At 39.5% G+C, this 25,189-nt stretch carries 26 protein-coding genes, 1 tRNA gene and 1 other RNA gene; 7 read left to right on the forward strand and 21 right to left on the reverse strand.

The genetic code is table 11. From position 1 onward, the window contains the following. The first annotated feature begins 52 nt into the window (after nt 1-52). The gene (locus tag AAEY62_RS14800) at nt 53-2,908 is read left to right on the forward strand and encodes a valine--tRNA ligase (RefSeq protein ID WP_024589714.1); all 2,856 of its coding nucleotides are present in this window, start codon (nt 53-55) and stop codon (nt 2,906-2,908) included. Nucleotides 2,909-3,021: 113 nt separating this feature from the next. Here AAEY62_RS14800 and AAEY62_RS14805 read toward each other — a convergent pair whose 3' ends face one another. After that, nucleotides 3,022-4,263: an outer membrane protein transport protein gene (locus AAEY62_RS14805; protein WP_024589713.1), complete on the reverse strand. Its 1,242-nt coding sequence runs from the start codon at nt 4,261-4,263 to the stop codon at nt 3,022-3,024. 283 nt (nt 4,264-4,546) lie between these two features. On the opposite strand from AAEY62_RS14805, the gene AAEY62_RS14810 reads away from it, so the two are divergent. Next, the gene (locus AAEY62_RS14810; RefSeq protein WP_024592106.1) at nt 4,547-4,870 is read left to right on the forward strand and encodes a hypothetical protein; all 324 of its coding nucleotides are present in this window, start codon (nt 4,547-4,549) and stop codon (nt 4,868-4,870) included. Here AAEY62_RS14810 and AAEY62_RS14815 read toward each other — a convergent pair. Beyond that, nucleotides 4,830-6,044, reverse strand: a complete 1,215-nt coding sequence (locus AAEY62_RS14815) for a cyclic di-GMP phosphodiesterase (RefSeq protein WP_007587289.1) — start codon at nt 6,042-6,044, stop codon at nt 4,830-4,832. The genes AAEY62_RS14810 and AAEY62_RS14815 overlap by 41 nt on opposite strands. Before the next feature lie 352 nt (nt 6,045-6,396). Here AAEY62_RS14815 and AAEY62_RS14820 point away from each other — a divergent pair, with 352 nt between their 5' ends. Beyond that, nucleotides 6,397-8,160 carry a bifunctional lysophospholipid acyltransferase family protein/GNAT family N-acetyltransferase gene (locus AAEY62_RS14820; protein ID WP_024589712.1) on the forward strand — a complete coding sequence of 588 codons (1,764 nt, stop codon included), beginning with the start codon at nt 6,397-6,399 and terminating at the stop codon, nt 8,158-8,160. Nucleotides 8,161-8,268: 108 nt separating this feature from the next. On the opposite strand, the gene AAEY62_RS14825 is transcribed toward AAEY62_RS14820, so the two are convergent. The 3 genes from AAEY62_RS14825 to AAEY62_RS14835 all read right to left on the reverse strand — a co-directional run bounded on the left by AAEY62_RS14825 (nt 8,269) and on the right by AAEY62_RS14835 (nt 9,797). After that, nucleotides 8,269-8,973, reverse strand: coding sequence for an NRDE family protein (locus tag AAEY62_RS14825; RefSeq protein ID WP_024589711.1), 705 nt, complete (start codon nt 8,971-8,973; stop codon nt 8,269-8,271). A 1-nt stretch (nt 8,974) separates the two neighbouring features. Next, a complete protein-coding gene (locus AAEY62_RS14830; RefSeq protein WP_024589710.1) occupies nt 8,975-9,508 on the reverse strand; it encodes a hypothetical protein in 534 nt (177 codons plus the stop codon). A 214-nt stretch (nt 9,509-9,722) separates the two neighbouring features. After that, nucleotides 9,723-9,797 (reverse strand) — tRNA-Arg (locus tag AAEY62_RS14835). 246 nt (nt 9,798-10,043) lie between these two features. On the opposite strand from AAEY62_RS14835, the gene AAEY62_RS14840 reads away from it, so the two are divergent. After that, nucleotides 10,044-10,226 carry a hypothetical protein gene (locus AAEY62_RS14840; RefSeq protein ID WP_007587299.1) on the forward strand — a complete coding sequence of 61 codons (183 nt, stop codon included), beginning with the start codon at nt 10,044-10,046 and terminating at the stop codon, nt 10,224-10,226. A gap of 3 nt (nt 10,227-10,229) precedes the next feature. On the opposite strand, the gene AAEY62_RS14845 is transcribed toward AAEY62_RS14840, so the two are convergent. The 3 genes from AAEY62_RS14845 to AAEY62_RS14855 form a co-directional block, all read right to left on the reverse strand. Further along, complete coding sequence (locus AAEY62_RS14845; RefSeq protein ID WP_350635240.1) at nt 10,230-11,036, reverse strand: phosphotransferase; 807 nt, start codon at nt 11,034-11,036, stop codon at nt 10,230-10,232. Nucleotides 11,037-11,039: 3 nt separating this feature from the next. Beyond that, entirely contained in the window at nt 11,040-11,657 is a 618-nt protein-coding gene (gene pnuC, locus AAEY62_RS14850; protein WP_007587303.1) for a nicotinamide riboside transporter PnuC, read from the reverse strand. Between the two features lie 201 nt (nt 11,658-11,858). Continuing rightward, on the reverse strand, nt 11,859-12,110 hold the full coding sequence (locus AAEY62_RS14855) for a hypothetical protein (protein ID WP_007587304.1): 252 nt from the start codon (nt 12,108-12,110) through the stop codon (nt 11,859-11,861). Between the two features lie 107 nt (nt 12,111-12,217). On the opposite strand from AAEY62_RS14855, the gene AAEY62_RS14860 reads away from it, so the two are divergent. Next, entirely contained in the window at nt 12,218-12,457 is a 240-nt protein-coding gene (locus AAEY62_RS14860) for a DUF2960 domain-containing protein (RefSeq protein WP_007587305.1), read from the forward strand. 19 nt (nt 12,458-12,476) lie between these two features. On the opposite strand, the gene alr is transcribed toward AAEY62_RS14860, so the two are convergent. From alr to rpsF, 9 genes are all read right to left on the reverse strand, one after another. Then, nucleotides 12,477-13,556: an alanine racemase gene (gene alr, locus AAEY62_RS14865; protein ID WP_007587306.1), complete on the reverse strand. Its 1,080-nt coding sequence runs from the start codon at nt 13,554-13,556 to the stop codon at nt 12,477-12,479. Then, entirely contained in the window at nt 13,556-14,935 is a 1,380-nt protein-coding gene (gene dnaB / locus AAEY62_RS14870) for a replicative DNA helicase (protein ID WP_007587308.1), read from the reverse strand. The genes alr and dnaB overlap by 1 nt, the downstream gene beginning before the upstream one ends. 113 nt (nt 14,936-15,048) lie before the next feature. Then, nucleotides 15,049-15,987, reverse strand: coding sequence for a DUF4097 family beta strand repeat-containing protein (locus AAEY62_RS14875; RefSeq protein WP_350635242.1), 939 nt, complete (start codon nt 15,985-15,987; stop codon nt 15,049-15,051). A gap of 9 nt (nt 15,988-15,996) precedes the next feature. Then, the gene (locus AAEY62_RS14880; protein ID WP_024589707.1) at nt 15,997-16,479 is read right to left on the reverse strand and encodes a hypothetical protein; all 483 of its coding nucleotides are present in this window, start codon (nt 16,477-16,479) and stop codon (nt 15,997-15,999) included. Next, nucleotides 16,466-17,014, reverse strand: coding sequence for an RNA polymerase sigma factor (locus AAEY62_RS14885; protein WP_024589706.1), 549 nt, complete (start codon nt 17,012-17,014; stop codon nt 16,466-16,468). The genes AAEY62_RS14880 and AAEY62_RS14885 overlap by 14 nt, the downstream gene beginning before the upstream one ends. Nucleotides 17,015-17,234: 220 nt before the next feature. Further along, the gene (gene rplI / locus AAEY62_RS14890; RefSeq protein ID WP_002962755.1) at nt 17,235-17,687 is read right to left on the reverse strand and encodes a 50S ribosomal protein L9; all 453 of its coding nucleotides are present in this window, start codon (nt 17,685-17,687) and stop codon (nt 17,235-17,237) included. Between the two features lie 35 nt (nt 17,688-17,722). Then, nucleotides 17,723-17,950: a 30S ribosomal protein S18 gene (gene rpsR, locus AAEY62_RS14895; RefSeq protein WP_007378475.1), complete on the reverse strand. Its 228-nt coding sequence runs from the start codon at nt 17,948-17,950 to the stop codon at nt 17,723-17,725. Between the two features lie 12 nt (nt 17,951-17,962). Next, complete coding sequence (gene priB, locus AAEY62_RS14900) at nt 17,963-18,280, reverse strand: primosomal replication protein N (protein WP_004588456.1); 318 nt, start codon at nt 18,278-18,280, stop codon at nt 17,963-17,965. A 43-nt stretch (nt 18,281-18,323) separates the two neighbouring features. Then, nucleotides 18,324-18,665 carry a 30S ribosomal protein S6 gene (gene rpsF, locus AAEY62_RS14905; protein WP_007378473.1) on the reverse strand — a complete coding sequence of 114 codons (342 nt, stop codon included), beginning with the start codon at nt 18,663-18,665 and terminating at the stop codon, nt 18,324-18,326. Between the two features lie 377 nt (nt 18,666-19,042). On the opposite strand from rpsF, the gene AAEY62_RS14910 reads away from it, so the two are divergent. Further along, on the forward strand, nt 19,043-20,242 hold the full coding sequence (locus AAEY62_RS14910) for an alpha/beta hydrolase-fold protein (RefSeq protein WP_350635244.1): 1,200 nt from the start codon (nt 19,043-19,045) through the stop codon (nt 20,240-20,242). 271 nt (nt 20,243-20,513) lie between these two features. Here AAEY62_RS14910 and AAEY62_RS14915 read toward each other — a convergent pair whose 3' ends face one another. The 4 genes from AAEY62_RS14915 to AAEY62_RS14930 are packed head-to-tail and all read right to left on the reverse strand — an operon-like array spanning nt 20,514 to nt 24,796. Then, nucleotides 20,514-21,680, reverse strand: coding sequence for an FAD-dependent monooxygenase (locus AAEY62_RS14915; RefSeq protein ID WP_024589704.1), 1,167 nt, complete (start codon nt 21,678-21,680; stop codon nt 20,514-20,516). Then, the gene (gene ubiH, locus AAEY62_RS14920; protein WP_024589703.1) at nt 21,677-22,864 is read right to left on the reverse strand and encodes a 2-octaprenyl-6-methoxyphenyl hydroxylase; all 1,188 of its coding nucleotides are present in this window, start codon (nt 22,862-22,864) and stop codon (nt 21,677-21,679) included. The genes AAEY62_RS14915 and ubiH overlap by 4 nt, the downstream gene beginning before the upstream one ends. 15 nt (nt 22,865-22,879) lie before the next feature. Next, entirely contained in the window at nt 22,880-24,202 is a 1,323-nt protein-coding gene (gene pepP / locus AAEY62_RS14925) for a Xaa-Pro aminopeptidase (protein WP_024589702.1), read from the reverse strand. Nucleotides 24,203-24,232: 30 nt separating this feature from the next. Continuing rightward, on the reverse strand, nt 24,233-24,796 hold the full coding sequence (locus AAEY62_RS14930; RefSeq protein WP_007587323.1) for a UPF0149 family protein: 564 nt from the start codon (nt 24,794-24,796) through the stop codon (nt 24,233-24,235). Between the two features lie 193 nt (nt 24,797-24,989). On the opposite strand from AAEY62_RS14930, the gene ssrS reads away from it, so the two are divergent. Continuing rightward, nucleotides 24,990-25,172, forward strand: a non-coding RNA gene (gene ssrS / locus AAEY62_RS14935) — 6S RNA. Nucleotides 25,173-25,189: the final 17 nt, after the last annotated feature.

Consider the following 25,189-nt stretch of genomic DNA (forward strand, 5'->3'; position numbering starts at 1 on the left):
CAATCAGGCAAACTAACCAACTAATTTAAGTACTTATTTAAGGTTCTGTGTAATGGATAAAACCTACAATCCGCAAGATATTGAACAGTCTCTATATCAAGACTGGGAACAAAAAGGCTACTTTAAGCCATCTGGCAAAGGCGTACCATATTCAATTATGATCCCGCCGCCAAATGTCACTGGTAGCTTACACATGGGCCACGCCTTCCAAGATACAATAATGGATACCCTAACGCGTTTTAAACGTATGCAAGGTAACAACACATTATGGCAAGTAGGTACTGACCACGCAGGTATTGCAACGCAAATGTTAGTTGAGCGTAAACTGCATGCCGAAGAAGGCAAAACACGCCACGATTTAGGCCGCGAAGATTTTATTAATAAAATCTGGGAATGGAAAAAAGAATCGGGCGGCACTATCACTAAGCAACTTCGCCGCCTTGGCGCATCTGTTGATTGGGATCGTGAACGTTTTACAATGGATGATGGTTTATCTGAAGCTGTTAAAGAAGTGTTTGTACGCCTTCACAAAGAAAACCTAATTTACCGAGGCAAGCGCCTAGTAAACTGGGATCCAAAATTACACACGGCTATTTCTGATCTTGAAGTTGAAAACAAAGACAAGCAAGGCCACATGTGGAACTTACGTTACCCACTAGCTGATGGCGTTACAACGCAAGATGGAAAAGACTACATTGTAGTAGCAACTACGCGTCCAGAAACCATGCTTGGCGACTCGGGTGTTGCAGTAAACCCTGATGACGAACGCTACATAGATTTAATCGGTAAAGAGATTTTATTACCTATCGTTAATCGTCGTATTAAAATTGTTGCTGACGAACATGCCGATAAAGATAAAGGCACGGGCTGTGTAAAAATAACCCCAGCGCACGACTTTAACGATAACGAAGTGGGCAAGCGTCATCAAATGCCGATGATCAACATTTTCGATAAAGACGCCGCTATTTTAACCCAAGGTGAAACATACACCTTTGACGGTAAAGAGCTTGAGTTTGATGCGCCAATTCCTGAGCGCTTGCGCGGGCTTGATCGTTTTGCAGCGCGTAAAGCAATTGTGGCAGAATTTGAAGAACTAGGCCTACTTGAAAAAATTGAAGACCATGGTTTAACGGTTCCTTACGGCGATCGCTCTGGCGTGGTAATTGAGCCACTACTTACCGACCAATGGTATGTACGTGTTGCACCACTTGCTGAACCTGCAAAAGACGCTGTTAAAAATGGCGATATTCAATTTGTACCTAAGCAATACGAAAACATGTACTTCTCGTGGATGAACGACGTACAAGATTGGTGTATTTCACGCCAGCTTTGGTGGGGTCACCGTATCCCAGCTTGGTACGACAATGAAGGTAACGTATTTGTTGGTCGCGACGAAGCTGAAGTACGCCGTGAAAACAACATTGCAGATAGTGTAACACTAAGCCAAGACGAAGACGTACTTGATACGTGGTTCTCATCAGCGCTTTGGACGTTCTCTACACAAGGTTGGCCAGAAAATACCGATGATTTAAAAACCTTCCACCCGTCTGACGTGTTGGTAACTGGTTTTGATATTATTTTCTTCTGGGTTGCGCGCATGATTATGATGACGCTGCACTTTGTAAAAGACGAAAATGGCAAACCACAAGTCCCGTTTAAAACTGTGTATGTAACTGGCTTAATACGTGACGACAATGGCGATAAAATGTCTAAGTCAAAAGGTAACGTACTTGACCCACTAGACATGATTGACGGCATTGAACTTGAAGACCTAGTACAAAAACGTACTGGTAACATGATGCAGCCAAAACTTGCCGCTAAAATCGAAAAAGATACGCGTAAAGTATTTGCAGGCGGTATTGAAGCACACGGCACCGACGCCCTTCGCTTTACCCTTGCTGCAATGGCATCTACCGGTCGTGATATTAACTGGGATATGAACCGCCTTGAAGGTTACCGTAACTTCTGTAACAAATTATGGAACGCGAGCCGTTACGTATTAATGAATACAGAAGAGCAAGACTGTGGTTTTGCAAACGGTGCTCAAACGGAGCTTTCATTAGCTGACCGCTGGATTTTAGGTCAATATGAAGCAACCGTTAAAACCTACACAGAGCATTTAGATAACTACCGTTTTGACTTAGCTGCTAACACACTTTACGAATTCACTTGGAACCAGTTTTGTGATTGGTACTTAGAGCTAACTAAGCCGGTATTATTTAAAGGTAATGAAGCGCAGCAACGTGGTACACGTAATACACTTATTACCGTACTTGAAAGCTTACTGCGTTTAATGCACCCAATGATGCCATACATCACTGAAACTATTTGGCAGCGTGTTGCACCACTTGCAGGCCTTGAAACAGCAAACACCAGCATTATGGTTCAGCCGTTCCCTGTATATAATGAAGCAAGCGTTGATGCTAAAGCAATGGACGACTTAGAGTGGGTTAAACAATTCATTTTAGCTATTCGTAATATTCGTGGTGAAATGGATATTAGTCCAAGTAAACCACTTAGCGTATTACTTGCTAATGCATCGAGCGACGACGTGCGACGCATTGAAGAAAACAAATCATTTTTAGCATCACTTGCAAAAATTGAAGAGTTTACAATGCTTGAAAACAAAGACGATGCACCAGCATGTGCCACGTCTTATGTTGGCAACCTTGAGATCATGATCCCAATGGCGGGCTTAATTGATGTGGAAGCCGAGCTTTCGCGTATTAATAAGCAACTCGAAAAAGCAGAAAAAGGCCTAGCACAAGTGCAAAACAAACTCGCTAACGAAAAGTTTGTAAACAACGCACCAGAAGCTGTACTTGCTAAAGAAAATGCAAAACTAGCTGAGTTTAGCGATGCTAAAACTAAGCTACTTGAGCAAAAAACTAAAATAGAAAGTTTATAAGCTTTCATAAAATGCCTATTAACACTATTTAATAGGCATTAAAAAAGCCGCTCACTTTAATTAAAGTGAGCGGCTTTTTTGTGCCCTGTGATTAACCACAAGACACTTCTACATTAAAACTTGTAGTTGTACTGAGCACCAACTAGTACTGCGTGACCTTTAGATTCAAAAGCCCACTGACTACCTGAGTCATCAGTTTCTGTAAACGTTTGTGTTTTACCACGGATAATACTCACACCAAGATCAACATTAGAGTTTTGATCAATTGTGTAGTTACCACCAAACGAGAACCAGAAACGGTCTGTATCAGGAATAGAGATTGATAAGTGCGTTTGTGATACCGGCGACTCATCAAATGCAACACCAGCACGAAGTAGTATGTCTTCATTTAACTGGTAATCAGTACCTACTGAGTAGCGGAAAGAGTCAGAGAAGTCTTCTGTTTTTTCAAAACCTTGCTCTGGTGGTAAACCAACTTCAGCTTCTAATTTGTCAAAGCTACTCCATCCAGTCCATAGTACGCTGTAGTGTAAACCTAACTTTTCATCTAACTGATGTGAACCAGAAAATTCAGCGATAGCGGGTAGAGTAATATCAACAGAACCTGAGCGCTCAGCGATACCACGTGCAGCGCTTGAATAAGTTCCTTCAAATGTTATATCTGTTTCTGTACGATAATTAAAACCAAAACGGCTATTTTCATCAAGTTGATACATTAGGCCAACATTTAAGCCGTAGCCAGTATCATCACCCTCAAGATCAACAACGTTCGTTGAACTTGGAACGCCAAAAGGGTTTACACCTATTTTTCGAACTATAGTTGCATCAGCATAAATTACATTTAGGCCAACACCAAAACTAAACTGCTCAGTTACTTTATAGGCAACACTTGCATTCATATTAACTGTAAAAATCTCAGTCTCACCCGCAATCTGGCCTGCGGCGTAGTCATCATTAAATTTAGTTGACAAACCAAAGTTAGAAAATGCACCAAAACCAAGCGATACTTTATCGTTGTAAGGCATAGTAAAGTAAGCTGCTGGTACCACTGCACTTGGTGCAATGCTATCGTCATCTAATGAAGATTGATCAATACCAGTTGGCGCGCCTTCACCTTCTAAGCTTACATCTGGGATTACGCCAATAGCAGCAACACTTAGTTGCTTTTCTTTAAATAAAGTCATTAGTGCAGGGTTACGTGCAACTACAGACGCGTCGTCTGCGATAGAAGCTTCACCAGCGTATGCACGGCCTAAACCCGATGCATTTTGCTCTGATAATTGAAACGCAGCTGCAAAGCTATCAGCTGAAACAAATGCAAGCGAAGCTGCAATAAGAGTTTTAGAAAATTTCATTGTTGAGTCCTTAACCAAACTGACTGTCTGGGTACTATGTGTGTTGTTATTAGGATTTAAAACGTGATTACACTACCTTAATTTTTTGTAAAAAACTCTATGAATACGTCAAAAGACAGTAAAAAACATGTTTTTTAACGACATTTTAACAACTATTTAAAACTCATCGGATGAGAAGTGTGGTATTAGAGTAAACACTCTAAATGTAATTAATTATCATTTAGATTGACTTGAAATTAGTAGCAACTTACACTCATTATAAAATCGCAATGGAAGTAAAACTGTGATCATTTTATTTATTATTACAGGGCTAATATTTTGTGGGGCGAGTGTGTTTTGCTTTTACAAAGCAAACTACTGCGCATGTACTCAAGCAGGACAATGCGATAACCCCGTAAACCATTATTGGCTAGGGGCAATGTTAAATGCGTTAATATCTTTAGCGCTGTGTTGTTTTGCATTGCACGTAGAGCTAGGCACTTTGTTATGGTTAACACTGATGGGAAATTGCTTTTTGGGTGCGTTTATTTCTGCAAAACAAACTAAAAAAAGGCAATGCAGTAAAACTAGTTCAACAAATGCTCTTTTAGCAGGCGAGACAAATTAATCTGATAATCTAAGGGCTTAACACTTGATAGTATTTTAAGCTCTTGGGTGTGCTCACTTAAATCTATGTCTTTCGGTGTAACATGATGATTGTGCTTAGCATTATAAAATAGCTTAATTTTAGGTTTAATAGGATTTAATACGTTCCCTTCAAGCACTAAGGCTAAACGTTCATTCGTTAATTTTACAATAGTTCCTACCGGATGAACCCCTAAACACTTTATAAAACGCTGTACTAACTCACCATCAAACAATTGCTTATTGGCTAATAAGTACCGCAATGCGTTGATTGGTTCATCACCATCTTGATGCATTCTATCGGCAGTCATTGCATCGTACACATCTACAATTGCCATTATACGCGCTGGACGACTTAACTTCTCTGCCTGTAGGCCTCGCGGATAACCAGAGCCATCTAAGCGCTCATGATGATTCACTATCATATCAAGCATAAGGGGTGTTATACCCTTCTCGCCTTTAACTAAACCCAAACCTTGCGCTACATGCTTTTTAATCGCTAAGAGCTCATTATTAGTAACCTTAGTTGGCTTTGAAAATATACCCTGCGGTAATTTAGCTTGGCCTAAATCATGAAGTAACGCGCCCATGGCAAGCTCTTGCACAACAGCCATTTTGTACCCTAAGTATTTAGCAAATACAGCGGTAAAAATGGCGCAGTTGATCATATGCCGCCAGTTATAGCTGTGTTTATCTTTTATACGAGTAAGAATAGTCATGGCGTTGGCGTTACGAAAAACTGAGCTGACTATTTCGCTGGCTATTTCATCAAGCACTTTTATATTAACACTCAGGCCAGATGTTAAGTCACCGTATAACGACTGTAGCTTTCGGCCATGCTGATCGTAATTGACACTCGCTTTAGCAAATTCTTGTTCAATTGAGATTGCTATAGGTGTTTTTTCGGCTTTTTGCTGGCTATTAGATGTTTTAGGTTTGCTTTGAGGCTTATATTTGGCAGGAACTGGGGCATCACCTTTAGCAAAATCTATAAGCAGCTCAAGCACCCCTTCGGAAACTAAACGCTTAATAATAGATCTATCGCGCACTAAGCCACTGGTCTTAATTTTTATGCTATTGATCCCTTCATGTTGCTTAGTAACGCTATCAACATACATACCAGGAGTAAGCTCAGACACGGGCAAAGTAATTAGCATAAAGGCGGGATTTTTCTATTAAGGAATATGTACCTTAAATAGCATTAATTAAGCCTAAAAGTCTAGTTTTTGAGTTGTAAGTAGTTATATATAACTAAAACCATTATTTACAGCCCTATTAGAGCTGCACTGTAATTCTGATTATTTTACTTTTTAATAATTAAACGCTTTCATCTCAACTACACTAAATTGCTTATCACTAAAAAGCAGGTGATTTAGCTATAAAATTTATCTAATCATTATAAAAAAGCGAACTTTATTAACCTTTCTTGAACATAATATTGTTTTGCCTCGGTCTCAATATACACAGCACTTAATAACAACTGCTTTAAATTCTTAAGAGTACTAATATATGACAAAACTAAACCACCCCGTATCAAACCTAAGTGTGGCTGCAATAAACACAGCCTCGCCTTTGGGTCATATATTAAAAGTAGCCGCTCCACTGCTCGATAGCTTACTAGGTATAAATAAACTGCGTGATATATACCTCTCTAATAATTTATCGGGTTTAGATAAGCAGAAGTTTAGTGAAAAGCTTTTAAATGTATTGGGTATTAATGTACTTGGCGCACAAGGTGTTATTAACAAAATACCTAAGCAAGGCCCTTGCATAGTAGTATGTAACCACCCTTATGGCATGATTGAGGGCGTAATAATTGCTAAATTACTCACCCATTATCGTAGCGATACTAAAGTAATGGCTAACGTTGGTTTAAAAATATTTACAGAAATTAAAGACTATTTTATTTTTGCCAATCCGCTAAAACCAAAAGCAGCCATTAACACCAGTGCAATTAAACAGTGTTTTAAACATGTAAATAACGATGGTTTACTTGTGGTTTTTCCTGCTGGCAGGGTTTCGTTTTTTCAATCAAAAAAACAACGTGTAACCGACGGTCAATGGAATCGCTTAGCGGCTCAACTAGCCTTAAAAACACAAGCCCCTTTATTACCTGTGTTTATTAGTGGTCAAAATAGCCCTATGTTTTACAATTTGGGACGTATTTACTACCGATTTAGATTATTAATGCTAATACGTGAATTACTTAAAATTCAAAAAAGGTCCATTAATTTAGGTGCTGGTAATTTACTTACACCTAAGTTATTAAATAAATTTGAGAAAACTGACGACATTAACGATATTGCGCGCCTGCTTTGCTATTTAAACGATGAACGCTTTGTAACACCTTGGCAAGACGATGCCCAATCAATGCAACTAAAAGCGATTATGCAGGATGTTGATAAAACAAAAATGACGAGTGAACTTGCTAGCTTACCAAGCGAGCAGCACTTATTAGACTTTAAAAGTTACTCCGTTTATTACGGTTATCAAGATCAAATACCTAATTGTGTTGCTGAAATAACACGCCTTAGAGAAATAACCTTTCGTACATTGAACGAAGGAAGCGGTGAGCCATGTGATACCGATAAGTTTGACGCAAGCTACATGCATTTATTTATTTTTGATCATAAAAATGAAGAGATCATTGGAGCTTATCGAATTGGACAAACTGATTTATTACAAAAAAATAGCGACGTGAGCGCCCTTTATTTATCGCAAATGTTTAATTTTGAACCCTCTTTTATTAATCAACAACAGCCGTGCTTGGAAATGGGTCGCTCGTTTATAGTTCAAAAACATCAAGGCAGTTACCATGGCTTATTACTGCTATTTAAAGGGATCGGTGCGTTTATGGCGCAAAACCCACGTTATAGGACTTTATATGGCACGGTTTCATTAAGTAAGCTTTACGACCCTCGTTCTGTCGCAATTATTGACCATGCAATGGTTAATAATAAACAAGGTGTTAGCGCCAATACGCCTTTTAATAATAAAATTCATCCAGAGTTTGAAGACTTCATTATTGATCACACGTTAAACATAGATCATGTATCAACATTGGTTATGGGAATAGAAGAAGATAAAAAAGACATACCGATTTTATTAAAGCAATATCATAAGCTAGGCGCTCAATTTCATTGTATGGGAATTGACAGTAACTTTAATCACACCCCAGGATTACTTTTAAGTGTGCACCTACCAAGTGCGCCTGAAAAGCTACTTAAACTCTACCTTGGTGATAAAAAAGATGATTATATAAATCACTCATAATTTTCACCTGCTGTATTAATACTGCAGATGAAAATAGAGCAACAAAAAAGTCGACGCAACTAATTGCGTCGACTTTTTTAGTTATGTAACAGCTATAAAAATATTTAGTTAAGCTGCAGCCACTTTTAAACAACTAATGCTGCTAATGAGCTGAGACTGCTTATCAAAATAATTAAAGCGTATAGTGTTACCAACTTTAATATGGCTAATACTGACTGTCATTGCATCTTCTCTTTGCATATTTACACCATATTGGCCTTGATCAGCTTTGCTGTAATGAAATGCTAAAAACTGCTCACTTGCAGGATATCTTAAGTCAATAAATTGCTTAAATTGTTGTTTACGCTTTTGTGTAACTGTTTCTAGCTCAACGCCAGATGACGTTGCAAGCGATTCAACTTGGCAATCGATTAATTGTTTTGAGTCCCATCGAACAAAAGCGATGTGACCATTATTTAGCGATAATTTATCCGGAAAAATACACAATTTAAAAGGCGCGTAACCCGATAAATCCATATTTTTTAATTGAGACAATGCAGGGGTATTATTGCTTAGTAAATGCGGGATTAAGAGGCCTCTGCTGTGCTTTACGGCATTTATATCAAATGCACTTTGATAATCGTTTAATAAAGCTAATGTTTGCCCCCAATGCGATACACCAAGCCAAGTACCACCCCCTTGCGGATCGATAGGGTAAATTGCGTTACCTGTGTGCTTACTCGGGGCGATTGCCATTTCTCGCGTTTTTTGTTCATCACGATTAAAAAACAACTCGTAGCCATCATCAGTTAGGAAGTAACTTAAAGTGCACATATTAACTTTGCAGTGATTTTAATTGGCTTTGTTGGCTTTTTTCTCTCAAAAAAGTGGCTGTACTTGGTGCTAACCCAAAGTTCTGGTCGAATGATGCTTTTTGTGCAAAGGTAATTTGTGAAATCATCGCATAGTGATGTACTGCATGGCTTCCTACAAATATAAGCTCTCGTGCTAATGAGGTTGTTACAGTTTGTACATTTTTACTTTTAATTGATACTTCGCTTGAAAGTAACAGCGGTTTATTAAAATCATCTGTACTTAGCTGTTCAATCCACGATGCTATCTCTGCAATTTTTTTTATAGCTTCACAGGGGTTACTTTCAATATTGCTGCCGCGTAGGCGACTATCGTAATCAATATTATTTATACCAAAGCCCGTCATTAAAGATTGGTAATGATCGATAATGTGGCGCATATGTGACCCAGCTGAACTAATGAAATTAGGAGCAACGATTTGCGAATAATCCTCTTTAGTTACACTTTCAAGATAAGCATGTCCTTGAGCGAGTATTTCTAACTGACTATTTAACATTGAATCGGTTTTCCTCATTTATAATTTCGTCGTATATGCATACATAACGTTAGATAACATTTTGAATAATGCAATTTTGCATTGTATAAATAACTAGAAAGCTGTTCTTACAATAAAATTTCAAAATTTATGCAGTAATACATTTTTAAATATAAAAGTAATTAATGAGAAGCTAGATAATATAGAGGGGAATATTAGTAGATGTAAAAGCAAATGGCGCTCTCGGTAGGGATCGAACCTACAACTCAGCCTCCGGAGGGCCACGTGATATCCATTTCACCACGAGAGCACATTTGTTGCCGCCACACCAACTCGCGATATCAGTGCTTTAGCATCAGCAATGATAAAGAGATCTTTAAATAAATACCAGTAACATCAGCTTATATGCTTATTAATTAAACTCTTTTAAATAAAACACTTCACAATGGCTTAAAAACACGCTATTTATTCTTATTGAATAGGAAACAGTAACGGTTTAGTAACATTGAAACTATGATTGTCGCTGTGCGGATGGATTTAATACGAGGAAATAATGATGAGTTTAATGTCTACTGAGCAAGTTGCTGAGTTTTTAGGTGTAAAAGTAGAGCGTGTAAAACGTCTCTCTAGAGAAAGTTTATTAATTGCTAAATCAGAAGATGAAAATGGTGAACCACAATTTGATACAGCCGAAGTAACAAAATACAAAGAGCTCGCCGAGCGCTTTGGTGGTCTTTAACATCTATAAAAAAGTACTATTAACGAGTTTAGTTAGCTGCGCGCGTAACATTACAGATTTACTAGTTATGCTGCGCTCTTCATACCAGCCAATACATAACACTAAAAAAAACAGCTTATAGTAATTCAGCTTATCCATTGAAGGATTAAACGTTTTTGTTTTATCGATACTATTTTTATAGTTATTTAACAATGCACTTTCACTGCTCTCATTAAGATTAAAGCTCACTGCAAGGGCTGCCAAATCAAAATACACATCATTAGTTTGTGCATATTCAAAGTCAATTAAATACATGCCTGAAGCATTTACAATAATGTTATCTTTTACTAAGTCGTTATGACAAAAGCCTGCATTAAATGACATAGCTGCAACGGCTTTGAGTGCCTTCTCTATTTGAGGTTTGTATTGCGTATATACGTGGGTGCTTTGATAAAAATGAAGCTCTTTAGCTATATCCATTGGCGCGGTAGACACTTTGTAATTGTGCACTTGAGCAAGTTTATTAATAAAGCTAAGCGTTATATCCGATTGCGCGCTCTTGCCTTCAATATAATTAAATACCGCACGACCGTTTTCTTTATCAAGCCAAATAGACGCAGGGCATATATTAAAGTCACTTAAAAAGCGCTGCGCTTCAAGGCCGTCACTTGGCCAATGGCTTTTATAACACTTTAACAAATACCCTTGTTGCTCGGTACGTATTAAAAAATTATCGTTACTAAAGCCATTAAGTAATCGCTCGCTTGAAACAATGCTTGTAGGCTCTATAAACGCACTACACATTTTTACTAACTGAGTATGCTCAATCATTGATTAAAGCTGTGCTAGAGGCTTAGCTTGGCTTTGTTCGTACTCTTCGTACCAGGTTTTAAAGCCCCACGCTGCCATAATGGTATAAAATATAAAGAGTGCTAGCGTTGGGTAATAGCCTTTTTCGTAATATAAATACATAGAAGCGGCATCTATTACAATCCAGTACAGCCAGTTTTCGAGGACTTTTTTAGCCACTAAGTAAGTAGTTACTACGGCAAAACATGTTGTAAAACTATCAAGATAAGCAAAATCGGCATGAGTATAATTTTGCATAACGTAACCAATAACTATTGCAGCTACGGTTGTTAAACTAATTAAAACAGCATGACGGTTTATCGACCACGATGTAATATTTAAATTTGCAGCCTTGCCTTTACGCCATACAACCCAGCCAAATACAGCCATATACATATAATAAAAATTAAGTAATGACTCCATAAGCAATGCGCCATTCCAGTACATTATTGTATAAATGAGCGTGCTAAAAAATGCCGCTGGCCAACACCATAAGCTTTCTTTTATTGCTAATAATAAATAAGCCATCGACAACCCTACCGCAATATATTCCCAATGCGACATTGCTGTAAAACCACTTAAGGTTTGTGTTAAAAAGTCCATATTATGCAGTTACCGTTTAGTTGTGCCGATTGTCATACCAGTCTGCTTATATACGGGGTCTATTTAACGTTAAGAAAATTACGCTAGAACTAGGCAAAAATTTTTGTATCTAGTTGTTCTAAATAAAAAAATTTTAACGACGTTATAGTGCAATTTAATTCGTTAAATTGATCAAAGATTTATGCAGGTTGGTATTATAGGTTATTCAGGCGATAAGTCGCCAGAGAGAAACTTACATACAAAAATAGCTTTACCAAATTCTTCATATGAACGTTTAATTTCGGTATTTAACACCTGCATTACTAAATCGTAATCACCAAAAATTTGCGTTGATAACGTGTTAGTAATCACTTTTAAATCATCGTATTCGTTTAATCTGTCAATAAAGCCCTGAATAAACGGGATATAATCTTGGTGAAGTGGGTATTTACTGATCTCTACTGATAATTTCATTTTTGACTCTTTATTTTAATTACCGATTACAACAAGTCATTCAATGCTAGAGCCGTTATTAAATACAGTGTAAAATCGCTGCAACACTCAATTGAAATGAGCTTAATATGGCACGTAGAATAACCTACAAATATAAAAACGAACCGCGCGAGATTAATTTCGCTAAAGATAAATACCACGACATGTATCAAGCAATTGCTGCCGCCGAAGGTATTGATCTGACTAATTACTTAAGCATGGTACAGCAAATAGAAATGACCTCAAAAGGGTCTGCTTCTGTTCGTAACTTTCGCGACCAAGAATTTGCCCGTATGGGCTTTAGCGACGTTTACTTTATAAAAGAGTAAATACCGCTTTATAGCTGTATTAACGCTGATACTCATAACTTACGCGCGGTGTAATATTACATAATAGCTCGTAAGGAATAGTATCAGCGCATAATGCTATTTCTTCAACGGGTAGCTCAGGGCCCCACATAGTGACTCTGTCGCCCACTTTAATATTGTGCTCATTAGCGCCTATATCTACGCTAATCATATCCATAGCAACACTGCCAACAATACCATAACGCTGCTTACCAATTATTACTGGTGTGCCCTCTTTAGCGTGCCGAGGATAACCATCGCCATAGCCCATAGCCACAACAGCTAATTTGGTTGGTTTATCGCTTTTCCAACGTCCGCCATACCCTACCGCCTCATTGGCTGGTACATTACGCACTGCAATTACGCGCGTAGTTAAGCGCATAACTGGTTTTAATTTATGTTGTTGCCCAATACTATTTGCCATTGGCGATACGCCATATAGCATAAGCCCAGGGCGTACCCAATCACCATGGCCGCTCGGCCACGCGATAATACCGGCAGAATTTGATAAACAATGTGCTTGGTCAATGCCATTCACTAAGTTATCAAATAACGTGATTTGTTGAACCGTTTTGGCATTATCAACATCATCAGCACACGAAAAATGGGTCATTAAATTAACGGTATTTTTGGCGTTAGGTGTTTTTTGTAAGCGGTTATAAAACTCTTCAAACTGCTCTGGTGCAATACCTAGTCGATGCATACCTGTATTTACTTTTAACCAGCATGTTATTGGCGCATCAAGCTTTGCTTTTTCAAGCGCGGCTAATTGGTATTCATCATGAATAATAGTTTGAAAGTTATTAGCGAGTAAAATAGGTAAGTCGGCTTTGTTAAAAAAGCCTTCTAGTAAAACTATTGGCTTTGTTAAGCCCCCAGCTCGAAGGGCAAGCCCTTCATCTATTCGCGCCACAGCAAATGCGTCAGCATTATTTAAATGCTGCGCAATCGTTACTAAACCATGCCCGTAAGCATTTGCTTTTAGCACCGCCATTACTTTGCTGTTAGGTGCAAAGCACTTAACTTGCGCTAAATTATGCGCAAGTGCAGCTAAATTAATTTCAGCAGTGGCTAGGCGCATTAGTAATCGTCATCTACCGCTGGTCCCGCGTAATTATCAAAGCGAGAAAATTGACCTTGGAATGTTAAACGCACTTTACCAATTGGGCCGTTACGTTGTTTACCTATAATGATTTCGGCAATACCTTTGTCAGTACTGTCTTCGTTATAAACTTCATCACGGTAAATAAACATGATTAAATCGGCATCCTGCTCTATCGACCCCGACTCACGTAAATCTGAGTTAATAGGGCGTTTATCGGCACGTTGCTCTAGCGTACGGTTAAGCTGTGAAAGCGCAACAACTGGACATTTTAGTTCTTTTGCTAGTGCTTTAAGTGAACGTGAAATTTCAGCAATTTCGAGCGTTCGGTTATCAGCAAGGCTTGGTACACGCATTAACTGCAAGTAATCGACCATGATCATACTAATGCCACCGTGGTCGCGGGCTATACGCCTTGCACGTGAACGAACATCGGTAGGTGTTAAGCCCGATGCATCATCAACGTACATTTTACCTTTTTCCATCAACAAGCCCATTGTTGATGAAAGTCGTGCCCAATCGTCATCATCTAATTGACCAGTACGTACCTTAGTTTGGTTAATACGGCCAAGAGACGCTAACATCCTCATCATAATTTGTTCTGAAGGCATCTCTAGAGAGTAAATTAATACTGGTTTGTCTTGAGTCATTGCAGCATGTTCTGCAAGGTTCATCGCAAAAGTGGTTTTACCCATTGATGGACGCGCTGCAACAATAATTAAGTCAGAAGGCTGTAAGCCCGTCGTCATTTTATCAAGATCGGCATAACCTGTACTTACACCCGTAACACCATCTTGTGGTGATTGATAAAGCTCTTCTATTTTATCAACGGTTTTTTCAAGGATGCTATGAATGCTTTGCGGGCCTTCATTATTTTTTGTTCGTTGCTCAGCTATTTTAAACACTTTGCTTTCGGCAAAATCGAGTAAGTCGTGACTGGTACGTCCTTCGGTATTAAAACCCGCTTCTGCAATTTCGTTCGCTACGCCAATCATTTCACGTACAACAGCACGTTCGCGTACAATACTTGCGTAAGCGTCAATGTTAGCAGCACTTGGCGTGTTTTTAGCTATTTCTGCTAAATAAGCAAAGCCACCAATTCCTGCAAGTTTATTATTTTTTTCTAAACTTTCAGAAATAGTGATTAAATCTATCGGATCGCCAATCTCAGCAAGTGCCGTCATCGCCTCAAAAATTAACTTGTGCGTGCGGGTATAAAAATCCTGTGATACAACAAGCTCCGCTACGCGGTCAAAAGCTTGGTTATCAAGCATTAAGCCACCTAAAACAGATTGTTCAGCTTCTATTGAATGGGGAGGAACTTTAAGTGTATCGACTTGCTTATCTGGTTTGGCCATAACTTCACAGTAGTAAAATTGAATGGCTCTATTCTATCGACTTGAAGGGGCTGTGCAAATAGAAAAGCAGGAAATCTTTTCCTGCTTTTTGTAATCGTGAAGGTGAATGAGCGTTATTTAATACGAAGCTCTATGCGTCCACTAATTGTATCCATTTCAACATTAGCATTACCGCCATTAATGCTAAATTCTAAATCACTGGCTGGGCCGTATTTAGCTTTACTGACTTTATCGCCAGTAACTTTATTAATGATTTTGCCATTAGCGTGCGCTTTAATTTCAAAATTTGCAGATACGCTGTCAGGAAAGTAAAAATCACCATCGCCACTTACCGATTCAAAACGTACATCACCGCCTTTTAAAAGCTCTTTAATATGTACTTCGGCTTCGCCATTCACCGTGTTAATACGTAAGTTTTTAATTGACGATAGCGCAAAATCTATATCGCCATTTACATTTTCAAGGCGCACATCATTGGCACTTGAGGTTGATTTAATATCGCCATTAACAGCGCTAAAACGTAGTTCACCACTTGATTCTCTATCGTTAATTTCGCCATTTACGGTTTCAAATTGAATATTCCCACTTAGGTTTTCTGCATTTACATCGCCATTTACGGTGGTGAGCTTAATGTTGCCAGTAATATCATCTACCGTAATTTCGCCATTAACCACGTCAACTTCAGCGCCATTTTTTAGCTCTTTCGCAGTCACCGATACATTAACGCCAGCAAATTCTAAACTACTGCTTTTAGGCATAAATATGGTTAGGCTTGAGCCATCGCCATTATTACTCCAATTTGATTTACGTGGCATTTTTACAATAAACTGAGTTTTATCGCCATTTATTTTAAGCTCATAACCCTCGGCTTTGTCATCAAGCTCGCCAGATACTTTAAATTCGTTTTTATCCCAGCCTGTAATATGTATATCACCGCGTTGGTTTTCAATAAAAATAGTGCCGCCACTTGGTACGTCTATTTGCTTATCTATTTTTTCACCCGCTAATACTGCCAACGGAAATAAGCTCAGTCCTAATAAAATCGCTTTCATGTCGTACTCCTAAATGTGCTGCCAACGTGGCGCGTGCACCTTGTTAATTAAATCAAGTTGTTGTTGATATACTTGCGCTAACATTGTTAGTAGCGCTTGGTTTTGTGGCTCATTTTCAAGAACTTGCTTTATTGCTTGCTCTGCGTTTTCAAGCTCTTGTAGCTGCGTTTGCCAGTTAGTGGTCAATGCTTCTTTATTTTCATATTCAACCAACAAACTGTTTTTTTGCGCCGAAAAGTAATCACTTATAGCCACTACGGGTTGTGGCTCGGGCGCTATAACAAATAGATTTACAGCAATTAAAGCAGCTAATGTGCAGGCAGCTATTGCTGTTAGTTTTGGCCAAATAGCAGTGCCTTTTAGGTCCTGCTTATTACTAACCATTGCTCGCTCAATTCCCGCCCACAGGTCTTTTTGTGGCGTAATGTCTTTATCAAGCGTGTTTAATGACTCATTTAAATAGTCGTCAAAATTTGGTTTATTCATTTTCATACCACTCTTGTAGTAGCTGCCTAGCACGATGATATTGCGATTTACTTGAACCAACAGCCATACCTAATTGCTCGGCTATTTCCTCGTGCCTGTAACCTTCGATTGCAAATAACACAAACACCATACGTGCGCGCTCAGGAAGCCTTACTATTAATTTATCGAGACCATTTAAGCCTTTGCAGTCATTAGCTGATTGCTCATCCATACCGCAGTGTTCAATGCTCACTACTTTTTGCAGCCAATTTTTTTGCTTGCGTAAGTAACTAATTGCTACATTACTGGCAACGCTGTAAAGCCAAGTAGAAAACTGCGAGCGACCGTCAAATTGCGCTATTTTACGCCATACCTGTACAAACACTTCTTGGGCTGCATCTTCAGCATGCGCTTGGTCCGCTAATAAGCGTAAACATAAACCGTAGACTCGTTTTATATGTAACTCATAAAGCGTTGTGTATGCGCTTTGATCACCTGATTTAACACGCTCAATGAGTTTAGCTTCGCATAAAGGCGTTTGTTCGGGTTTAGCGTGTAACATCCGTTATGTCGCCTTTTAATTATTATTATTGAGTTAGTGTATTGATAAGTTAGACGTAATAACAGTTCGAAAAGGTTTAAAGGGAATGAAAAAATAATTGAATAAAAAAGGGGCTTATACGAGGTTGTATTTAACAGTGCCCTTAACTAATTAAAATTAGCCAAATTACAGACACAAAAAAGCCGTGCTAATAGCACGGCTTTTGTCGCTTAATTAAAAATTAAGCTTCAGCGATTACGATTACTTTAATAGTAGCCGTTACGTCTGAGTGAACTGAAATTGATACGTCAAATTCACCTGTCTCACGGATAGTACCTAGAGGCAAACGAACTTCTGACTTAGCAACTTCAACACCAACAGCTGAGATAGCGTCAGCGATGTCACGAGTACCGATTGAACCGAATAACTTACCTTCGTCACCAGCTTTAGATACTAATGTAACTTCTGCTAATGCTTCTAGTTTTTCAGCGCGTGCTTGTGCAGCAACTAACTGTTCAGCGATTTTCGCTTCAAGTTCTGCACGACGAGCGTCAAACGTTTCAATGTTAGCTTTAGTCGCAGGAACTGCCTTACCTTGAGGGAAAAGGAAGTTACGTGCGAAACCAGATTTAACTACAACCTGTTCACCTAGGCTACCTAGGTTAGCGATCTTATCTAGTAGAATAACTTGCATGTTTCTACACCTTTTAAAAACTGTTAATCCGCTGCTTACTTATGTAAGTCAGTGTATGGAAGAAGGGCTAAGTAGCGAGCACGCTTAATAGCAGTTGCTAGCTGGCGCTGAAATTTAGCGCTAGTACCTGTGATACGGCTAGGTACGATTTTGCCACTTTCTGTAACATAGTTTCTAAGAGTAGCTAGATCTTTGTAATCGATTTGTTTTACGCCTTCCGCTTTAAAGCGGCAGAACTTACGACGTCTGAAATAACGTGCCATGAGATTAATTCCTCAAATAATTCTTTCTATATGCTGAGCATGCAAAACCAATTGGCTAAGGCCGTTACGACCTTCGTGGCGATTTAAAAAACCACTCACTTGCAATGCCTGCCCAACGTGCAAATGTTGAGTCTGTTGTTGCATTTGCTTTCCACTGGCAACTACCTGAAGCCTCACGTAACTATTACGGTTAAGGTCTGCTTCGGTTTGCATCGATTTATGTTCTACAACAAAAATACAATGCGGGATGCCAGCAGGGCTTTGGCTAAACTTGGGAGTTTTACAAACTACCCCAGATATAACCAGCTGATTCATATATGGGCTAACCATTATAGTAACTGCTGATTACATGCCATGCTAGGACTCAAAACAATTAAGCAGCTGGTGCTTCTTTCTTCTCTTCTCTTGCAAGAGGAGACGCTTCAGTTTCAGCAGTTTTAGTGCGGATAACTAAGTTACGAAGCACTGCATCGTTGTAGCGGAAAGTAGTTTCTAGCTCGCTGATTACTTCAGTTGGTGCTTCAACGTTCATAAGAACATAGTGAGCTTTATGAAGCTTGTTAATTGGGTAAGCCAATTGACGACGGCCCCAATCTTCAAGACGGTGGATAACACCACCAGCTTCAGTGATAGAACCAGTATAACGTTCGATCATACCAGCAACTTGCTCACTCTGATCTGGGTGAACCATGAATACGATTTCGTAATGACGCATGGATATTCCTTACGGTTAATAGAGCCTTCTACCGTTTCGGCCGGTCGGTTTAAGGCAAGGAATTAATAGTTTAAAAGCCGAAATGAGCGCGCATTTTACGCTTAGACGGATAATTAAGCAAGCAGGTTTTTTAAGCTTTTATAGATAAGAGTTAAAAGGTAATTATTACGAGCTTCGCTCGTCGCGTCAGCAAGCTGCTCGCCTACCGAAAAAGTTAAGCACAGAGTGCAATGTCTCTTGTAGAAGCCGAGCTTACTCGCATGAAAAGCGATAGCTTTTAATTACTTAAGCTTTATGTTTACCCCGAAAATATAAACATTTACTCAAGCTTAAAGCCGTGCAATTATTAAGCAATACATTATTAAATAAGGATATTTATGAAGCTCTTACTATCGCTTGTATTAATACTTACTTTTAGTACACCATTTTTAAGCCACGCAAAAACCAATGCAACTGACATAACCGTTGGTAAAAAAGTCATTCTGCAATCAAAAATACTTAACGAAGACAGACCCATTAAAATTTTCATACCTGACACTGTAAAAGACGATCAGCCGCTTTATGTTATTTATTTACTTGATGGTATTGAGCACTTTCATACGGCGTCTGGTGTTATTAAATCCCTTGTTGATTACGAGCAGATACCTAACGCAATGCTCGTTGGTATTGATACAACTAACCGTGTTCGTGATTATTTACCAAAAGTAGAAGGCGAGCCTAAAACAGAGTTTCAAACTTTTGTTAAAAACAAATGGCCTGACGCAGGACAAACCGACAAGTTTTTAAAGTTTGTGTCTGATGAACTCATGCCTTATATAAACAGTAATTACTCAACTAACGGCTACAACACCTTAATTGGCCACTCTAATGCAGGTACTTTGGCGCTTTATACTTTAGTTAATCAGCCTGAGTTATTTAATAACTATATAGCTATAAGCCCAAACAGTTGGTGGAGTGATGAGGAATTAAAAAATAATATTATAAAATACACTAAAAACCCTAAAGGTGATCAGGCGTTATTTATTAGTGTAGCAAGCGAAGGAGCACGCTTTTATACAGGCGTATTAAATACTTTGGTAAATTTAGAACAACAAACGCCCTCGCAGCTTAAATGGGAATATAAGCATTACCCCGCTTTTACTCATATGGGCACTATACTACCAGCGCTTAGCGATAGCCTAATTCACTTATTTAGCGACCTAATATTTAAGGTTACTGACGAGCACGGAAAGTTTGCTGATGTATCGCTCATTACAGGTTATTACCAAGCACTTAGTGATAAGTACGGGTTTGAGCTTAAAATTCCACAAGATGTATACGTAGAGTTTGCTCATAGCCAGCAAAAGTTTGGTAATACAGCTAAAGCTATAGCAACGCTTAAACATTTTACTACCGATTATCCCAATGCAACTTATTCTCACATGCGTTTATCGCAAGGCTATACTGCTAACAAACAATTTAAAGAGGCCGTCACTAGTATGAAAAACGCACTCGAGCTTGCAAAAGAAAACAAAAAAGACCCGCTGTTAATTGATGCGCTCAAAGATATGGTGAATGAAGCACAAGAGAATTTGTAACTGATTTAACGCAAAGCGCTTTTTAACTAACGATAGTAATTACGAGCTACGCTCGTCGCGTCAGCAAGCTAAACGCCTACAGGTAAGATTAAGCTCAGTGTTAAACTTTGCATGTAGACGCCGAGCTTGCTCGCGTGAAAAGCGCGGCTTTAAATATGTTCAAAACTATTTTAAAACAAAAAACCGATGTTTAAACTAAACATCGGTTTTTTTAATCAAGCTCATCACTTTACTTTATCTGTTGGGTTTCGCTTCGCTCAACCCAACCTACTTATTTGCCTATCGCTTCTTTGGCGAACAGGTGCTTGATTGGCCCAAGATTATCAACTAATGATAGCCCTACTCCACGAATAAGTTTTTTAACTGGGTTTGCACCTTCAAATAACTCTTTTAGCCCTTGCATCATAGCTATGTGTTTTTGTGCATCGAGCTTACGAGTGCGCTCGTAATCGCGCAGTGTGCGAGTGCTTGCAAACTCCTTGCTATCGCTTGTTAAAAGCTCAATTAAATAAGCCGAATCTTTTAGGCCTAGGTTCATACCAAGCCCTGCAAGTGGATGGATTGTATGTGCAGCATCGCCAATGAGTACCACTTTGCCTGAAACCCATTGCTGGGCGTAGCGCATTTTAAGTGGGAAAGCAGTGCGCTTACTTTGCACTTCACACAAGCCACATTGACCATCTATTGCAGCCATTACGGCTTTATTAAAGGTGTTATCATCCATAGCAAGGAGCTCATCGCAGTGGTTTGGGCTGGTAGACCACACTATTGAATGGGTGTTGGCATCGCTCAGTGGTAAAAATGCGAGTGGGCCTGTTGGTAAAAACACTTGGCGTGCGGTGTTTGCATGTTGCTCTTTAGTCTTAACAGTGGCGACTAGCGCATGGTGATCGTAATCTTTAAAGCTAAGCGCCATATTAAATTGTTTACGTATAGCTGAATTTGCACCATCAGCCGCCACCAGCAGTTTTGCAATAATTGGCTCGCCGCTTTTAAGTGTTATAAATACATCAGATTCGCTTTGATGTATTTGCTGATACTGTGTATCGAACATTAACGTGGCACTGCTTTGTTGCTCTAGCTCTTTTATAAGCGCAAAGCGGATAATGTCGTTTTCAACAATATGGCCTAAATGTTCAAGCTCAAGTTGCTCGTTATTAAACGCTATTTTGCCAAAGCTGTCGGCATCACGTACATCCATATGCGTATAAGCACACGCTCGCTGTGCGATAATTTCGGGCCATACATTTAATTGTTCAAGCAAGGTTTGACTTGCAATGCTTAACGCACTTACACGCAAACCATATTCGTCAGTTGGTAACGCTTGTGTTGGTGCGCCGTCGAGTACAACGACGCTTATATCGGCTTTTGCCAATCCAAGTGCTAGTGTTAGCCCTACACAGCCGCCACCTACAATACAAACCTGTGCTTGCTTCATAAACGCCTACCTTGTTTAACTTGCCCCATTAACTGTTTGGCTAATGGCGCTTTTAATGCGGGAAATAAATCCATCGAAAACAACCCAATACTGCGCCCAAATGCGAGCACTCGCGATGAGTTTGAAAAAAGCCTAACAAGTGCATCGGTTAAACTCATTACGGTTTTTATATCATCACTGCGCTTTTTTGAATATTCACGTGTAAACGCATAGCTGCCTAAATCGTGTTGGCTATTTGCTATTAAATTACTAAGTACTTGTACGTCGCGAAGACCTAAATTAAAACCTTGCCCTGCGATAGGATGAATCGCATGTGCAGCATTACCAATAACCACTGTACGGTGCGCAGTTAAAGACTCAACTTGCCCGTAAACGAGCGGGTAACTCGTGCGCATGCCCACTTTAGTAAATTGACCACCGCGATAACCAAACGCGCTTTGCAGGGCAATTAAAAAAGCTTGTTCACTGAGTGCCATGTGCTGTTCAACTTGATCTTGGCTCATACACCATACTAACGAATAACGGTTATTGCTCATGGGTAATAACGCCATAGGCCCGTTTTGTGTAAAGCGCTCAAATGCATGATTATTATGCCCACCAGCCACTTCTACATTAGCAATAATAGCGCCTTGTTCATAAGGCTGGGTATTAAAACCAAGCCCAAGTAAACTACGTGTTGGTGATTGTGCGCCATCAGCAATAACCAATAGTGCTGCATTTAATTGCTCGCCGCTTTGTAGGGTGAGTGTATTGCTATGCAGAGTTTGCTCAATGGCAGTTACGCTATCGGGGCACAAAAGCGTAATATTTGACTGCGTTAAACGCAGGTGAAGCGCTCGGCCAAATGGATTTACTTCTACTACGTAACCAAGTGAGGGCTTAGCAAATTCGTCGCAATTAATGTGCGCTTTGCCAAAGTGGCCTCTATCAGACACGCTCACTTTTTTGATTGCTGCGGTGTAAGGGGCATTTTGCTCAAATAAATTGAGGCTTTGTAAATACTCTACCGATTGCTGAGCAAGTGCAATGCTTCTCTCGTCAAAGCTTGGGTGGTAGTCGCCGGTTACTTGATTCGCTTCTACAACGGCAATATTTAACGCGGGATTAGTTTTAGCCACACTTAATGCGCAGCTTGCTCCCGCTAAACCACCGCCAATAATAACTACATCAAACTGCTTAGCCACTTTACTCTCCGAGCTTTATACGTTTTTAGCACTTTGCATAAGTGCTTCTATATCACTAATTTTTTTAGGTACGCTTAGGGTCAAGTTTTCATGGCCGGTTTCGGTAACTAGCAAGTTATCTTCGATACGAATGCCAATGCCTTTGTATTTTTGCGGTGCGCTTGAGTCTTCGCTTATATAAAGCCCTGGCTCTATAGTGAGTACCATACCCGGCTCAAATGCACGCTCAGCGTTATTTACTTTGTAATCGCCAACATCATGTACATCTAAACCAAGCCAATGCCCAAGCCCGTGCATGTAATATTCTTTACACGCACCTTTTGCCATTAGCTCGTCAAAGTCGCCAATTAAAATACCTAAGTCGAGTAAACCTTGGGTCATTACTTCCATTGCTAGTTTATTAGCATGCGACATATAACCACCGGGTTTTACTTCATCAAAGGCAACTTCTTGCGCTTTAAGTACAATATTATAAAGCGCGGCTTGCTCTTCGCTAAATTGACCATTTACCGGAAATGTACGCGTTATATCAGCAGCGTAACCTTGTAACTCACAACCGGAGTCTATAAGTACTAGGTCACCATTTTTTAATACGTCGCTATTTTGCGTGTAATGTAAAATATTGGCGTTGTCGCCACTACCAACAATTGTGCCGTACGCAGGATGCGGCGCACCGTTCATTGCATAATGATGATGTAGCTCTGCTTCTAGCTGAAATTCAGTAGCTCCGGCATGTGAAAAACGCATGGCGCGCATGTGCCCTCGCGCACTAATTTCACAGCCTTCTCGCATAACATCTATCTCACTTGGCGATTTAAACAAACGCATTTCGTGAATAAGGCCGCGTATTTCTTTTAAATTACTCGGTGCTTTGAGGCCTTTTCGAGAGCCACTTCGAAGTGTACCTAGTAACGAAAACACTTTGGTATCAAATAAGGGGTAAGCACCTTGTGCAAAATAGAGCGCATTTTTTGCATTTAGCATATCGAGTGTTTTATCGTTTAATTCACTTAGCGGGTAAGCTTCATCAAACAAGTAGTCACTTTTAGCTTTATCAAAGCCAACTCTGCGGCCATGCCAAATTTCTGCAAGCTTGTCTTTATCTAGGCAAAATAAAGTACTGGGTGCATCGCTGTTATTACAGAGTACAAGTACGGCGTCGGGTTCGTTAAAGCCAGTTAAGTAAAAAAAGTCGCTATCTTGTCTAAATGCATATTCGGTATCGCGGCTGCGCGTAACTTCACTCGCAGCGGGAATAATAGCAACGCTATTTTCATCCATTTGAGCAAGTAAGCGCTCGCGACGTGCTTTAAATTCTGACTTTTGTACTTCAACCATTATTAACCAACCCGTTTTACTTTTTAAAAGTTAATGAAGTGTTTTTTTAGTACTTTGCGTGCTTTGCTCTTTACCAAGCTCTGCAAAACAAAGTAGTGCTGATACACGCACATATTCAATTACTTCGTGCAGCGCTTGGCTGTCTTCTTCGGTTTCTTCAAAAGTAGTATCTAGGCGAGTGATTTCGCTAAAGTCAGTAATAACTTCTTTAACATCGCTCGATAGTTTACCGTAGTCTTTTTGCTTTAAACCAAAACCAAGCATAAAACCCGCTACCCATGATACGAGGCCATTAGCCTGATCGATGAGTGTTTCGTCGTCGCTTGGTAAAAATAAATCAAACTGAAATTCATCATCATTAAAGCTCGCGACTACTTGCTTATAAATAGTGCCAAAAAACTGCTTTAAATCGTTACTAAACGATTCACCATCGTTAAACACATCGCTCAAAAGGCCTAAGTATTCTTTGTCGTCAATGGTTAAACCACACGCAAGTAAACCACTAATCACACCATGCGCTTCAGCAGGTGATACAAATATTTCGTTTTTTTCTAAAAGCAGTTGAGCTTTTTCGTAATCGGGTAAATCGTTCATAATCGAATCTTCGCTTTGCAAGTTAAGGCAATGCTACCACTCGATAAAAAGCAACTCCAATTAATTGTATGATCAAGCTCAAAAACCATGCGATAAAGTAAATGATGGGTTAAAGGTGCGGAAAAACTAAGCGAACGATATAATTTTTTACGTTTGGGGTTTAAGGATTGGATTATGTCTTATATACTTAAATTGTTCCCTGGGGTACCGGAGCTTAGTTAAGTCCCTGAGCCGATAAATTTTATACCAGGGTTTCTGTTCGTCTACTATTGTGCAGGCTCGGCATGTACCGAGAAGCCTACGGTAAACCGCAGATTCCCGCCCTGAAACCTTCTGGTTTCAGGACTGAAACCGAGCACCGTATCTTGGGGAACATCTTTTTAGCAAACCCTC

Origin of the sequence: Pseudoalteromonas sp. GW168-MNA-CIBAN-0100 (genome assembly GCF_040309225.1) — a bacterium.
Lineage (GTDB): Bacteria > Pseudomonadota > Gammaproteobacteria > Enterobacterales > Alteromonadaceae > Pseudoalteromonas > Pseudoalteromonas arctica.

Excerpts from the sequence above, each read along its gene's own strand:
- pnuC (WP_007587303.1), bottom strand. The coding sequence starts at position 11,657 with ATGGACTTTTTAACACAAACCTTAAGTGGTTTTACAGCAATGTCGCAT.
- alr (WP_007587306.1), bottom strand. The coding sequence starts at position 13,556 with ATGCGCCTAGCCACTGCTGAAATTAATTTAGCTGCACTTGCGCATAAT.
- priB (WP_004588456.1), bottom strand. The coding sequence starts at position 18,280 with ATGGTTAGCCCATATATGAATCAGCTGGTTATATCTGGGGTAGTTTGT.
- AAEY62_RS14845 (WP_350635240.1), bottom strand. The coding sequence starts at position 11,036 with ATGATTGAGCATACTCAGTTAGTAAAAATGTGTAGTGCGTTTATAGAG.
- AAEY62_RS14800 (WP_024589714.1), top strand. The coding sequence starts at position 53 with ATGGATAAAACCTACAATCCGCAAGATATTGAACAGTCTCTATATCAA.
- AAEY62_RS14805 (WP_024589713.1), bottom strand. The coding sequence starts at position 4,263 with ATGAAATTTTCTAAAACTCTTATTGCAGCTTCGCTTGCATTTGTTTCA.
- AAEY62_RS14815 (WP_007587289.1), bottom strand. The coding sequence starts at position 6,044 with ATGCTAATTACTTTGCCCGTGTCTGAGCTTACTCCTGGTATGTATGTT.
- AAEY62_RS14830 (WP_024589710.1), bottom strand. The coding sequence starts at position 9,508 with ATGTTAAATAGTCAGTTAGAAATACTCGCTCAAGGACATGCTTATCTT.
- rpsF (WP_007378473.1), bottom strand. The coding sequence starts at position 18,665 with ATGCGTCATTACGAAATCGTATTCATGGTTCACCCAGATCAGAGTGAG.
- rplI (WP_002962755.1), bottom strand. The coding sequence starts at position 17,687 with ATGCAAGTTATTCTACTAGATAAGATCGCTAACCTAGGTAGCCTAGGT.
- AAEY62_RS14860 (WP_007587305.1), top strand. The coding sequence starts at position 12,218 with ATGGCACGTAGAATAACCTACAAATATAAAAACGAACCGCGCGAGATT.
- AAEY62_RS14885 (WP_024589706.1), bottom strand. The coding sequence starts at position 17,014 with ATGTTACACGCTAAACCCGAACAAACGCCTTTATGCGAAGCTAAACTC.
- rpsR (WP_007378475.1), bottom strand. The coding sequence starts at position 17,950 with ATGGCACGTTATTTCAGACGTCGTAAGTTCTGCCGCTTTAAAGCGGAA.
- AAEY62_RS14875 (WP_350635242.1), bottom strand. The coding sequence starts at position 15,987 with ATGAAAGCGATTTTATTAGGACTGAGCTTATTTCCGTTGGCAGTATTA.
- AAEY62_RS14930 (WP_007587323.1), bottom strand. The coding sequence starts at position 24,796 with ATGAACGATTTACCCGATTACGAAAAAGCTCAACTGCTTTTAGAAAAA.
- dnaB (WP_007587308.1), bottom strand. The coding sequence starts at position 14,935 with ATGGCCAAACCAGATAAGCAAGTCGATACACTTAAAGTTCCTCCCCAT.
- AAEY62_RS14820 (WP_024589712.1), top strand. The coding sequence starts at position 6,397 with ATGACAAAACTAAACCACCCCGTATCAAACCTAAGTGTGGCTGCAATA.
- AAEY62_RS14840 (WP_007587299.1), top strand. The coding sequence starts at position 10,044 with ATGAGTTTAATGTCTACTGAGCAAGTTGCTGAGTTTTTAGGTGTAAAA.
- AAEY62_RS14910 (WP_350635244.1), top strand. The coding sequence starts at position 19,043 with ATGAAGCTCTTACTATCGCTTGTATTAATACTTACTTTTAGTACACCA.
- pepP (WP_024589702.1), bottom strand. The coding sequence starts at position 24,202 with ATGGTTGAAGTACAAAAGTCAGAATTTAAAGCACGTCGCGAGCGCTTA.
- AAEY62_RS14915 (WP_024589704.1), bottom strand. The coding sequence starts at position 21,680 with ATGAAGCAAGCACAGGTTTGTATTGTAGGTGGCGGCTGTGTAGGGCTA.
- AAEY62_RS14855 (WP_007587304.1), bottom strand. The coding sequence starts at position 12,110 with ATGAAATTATCAGTAGAGATCAGTAAATACCCACTTCACCAAGATTAT.
- AAEY62_RS14825 (WP_024589711.1), bottom strand. The coding sequence starts at position 8,973 with ATGTGCACTTTAAGTTACTTCCTAACTGATGATGGCTACGAGTTGTTT.
- AAEY62_RS14880 (WP_024589707.1), bottom strand. The coding sequence starts at position 16,479 with ATGAAAATGAATAAACCAAATTTTGACGACTATTTAAATGAGTCATTA.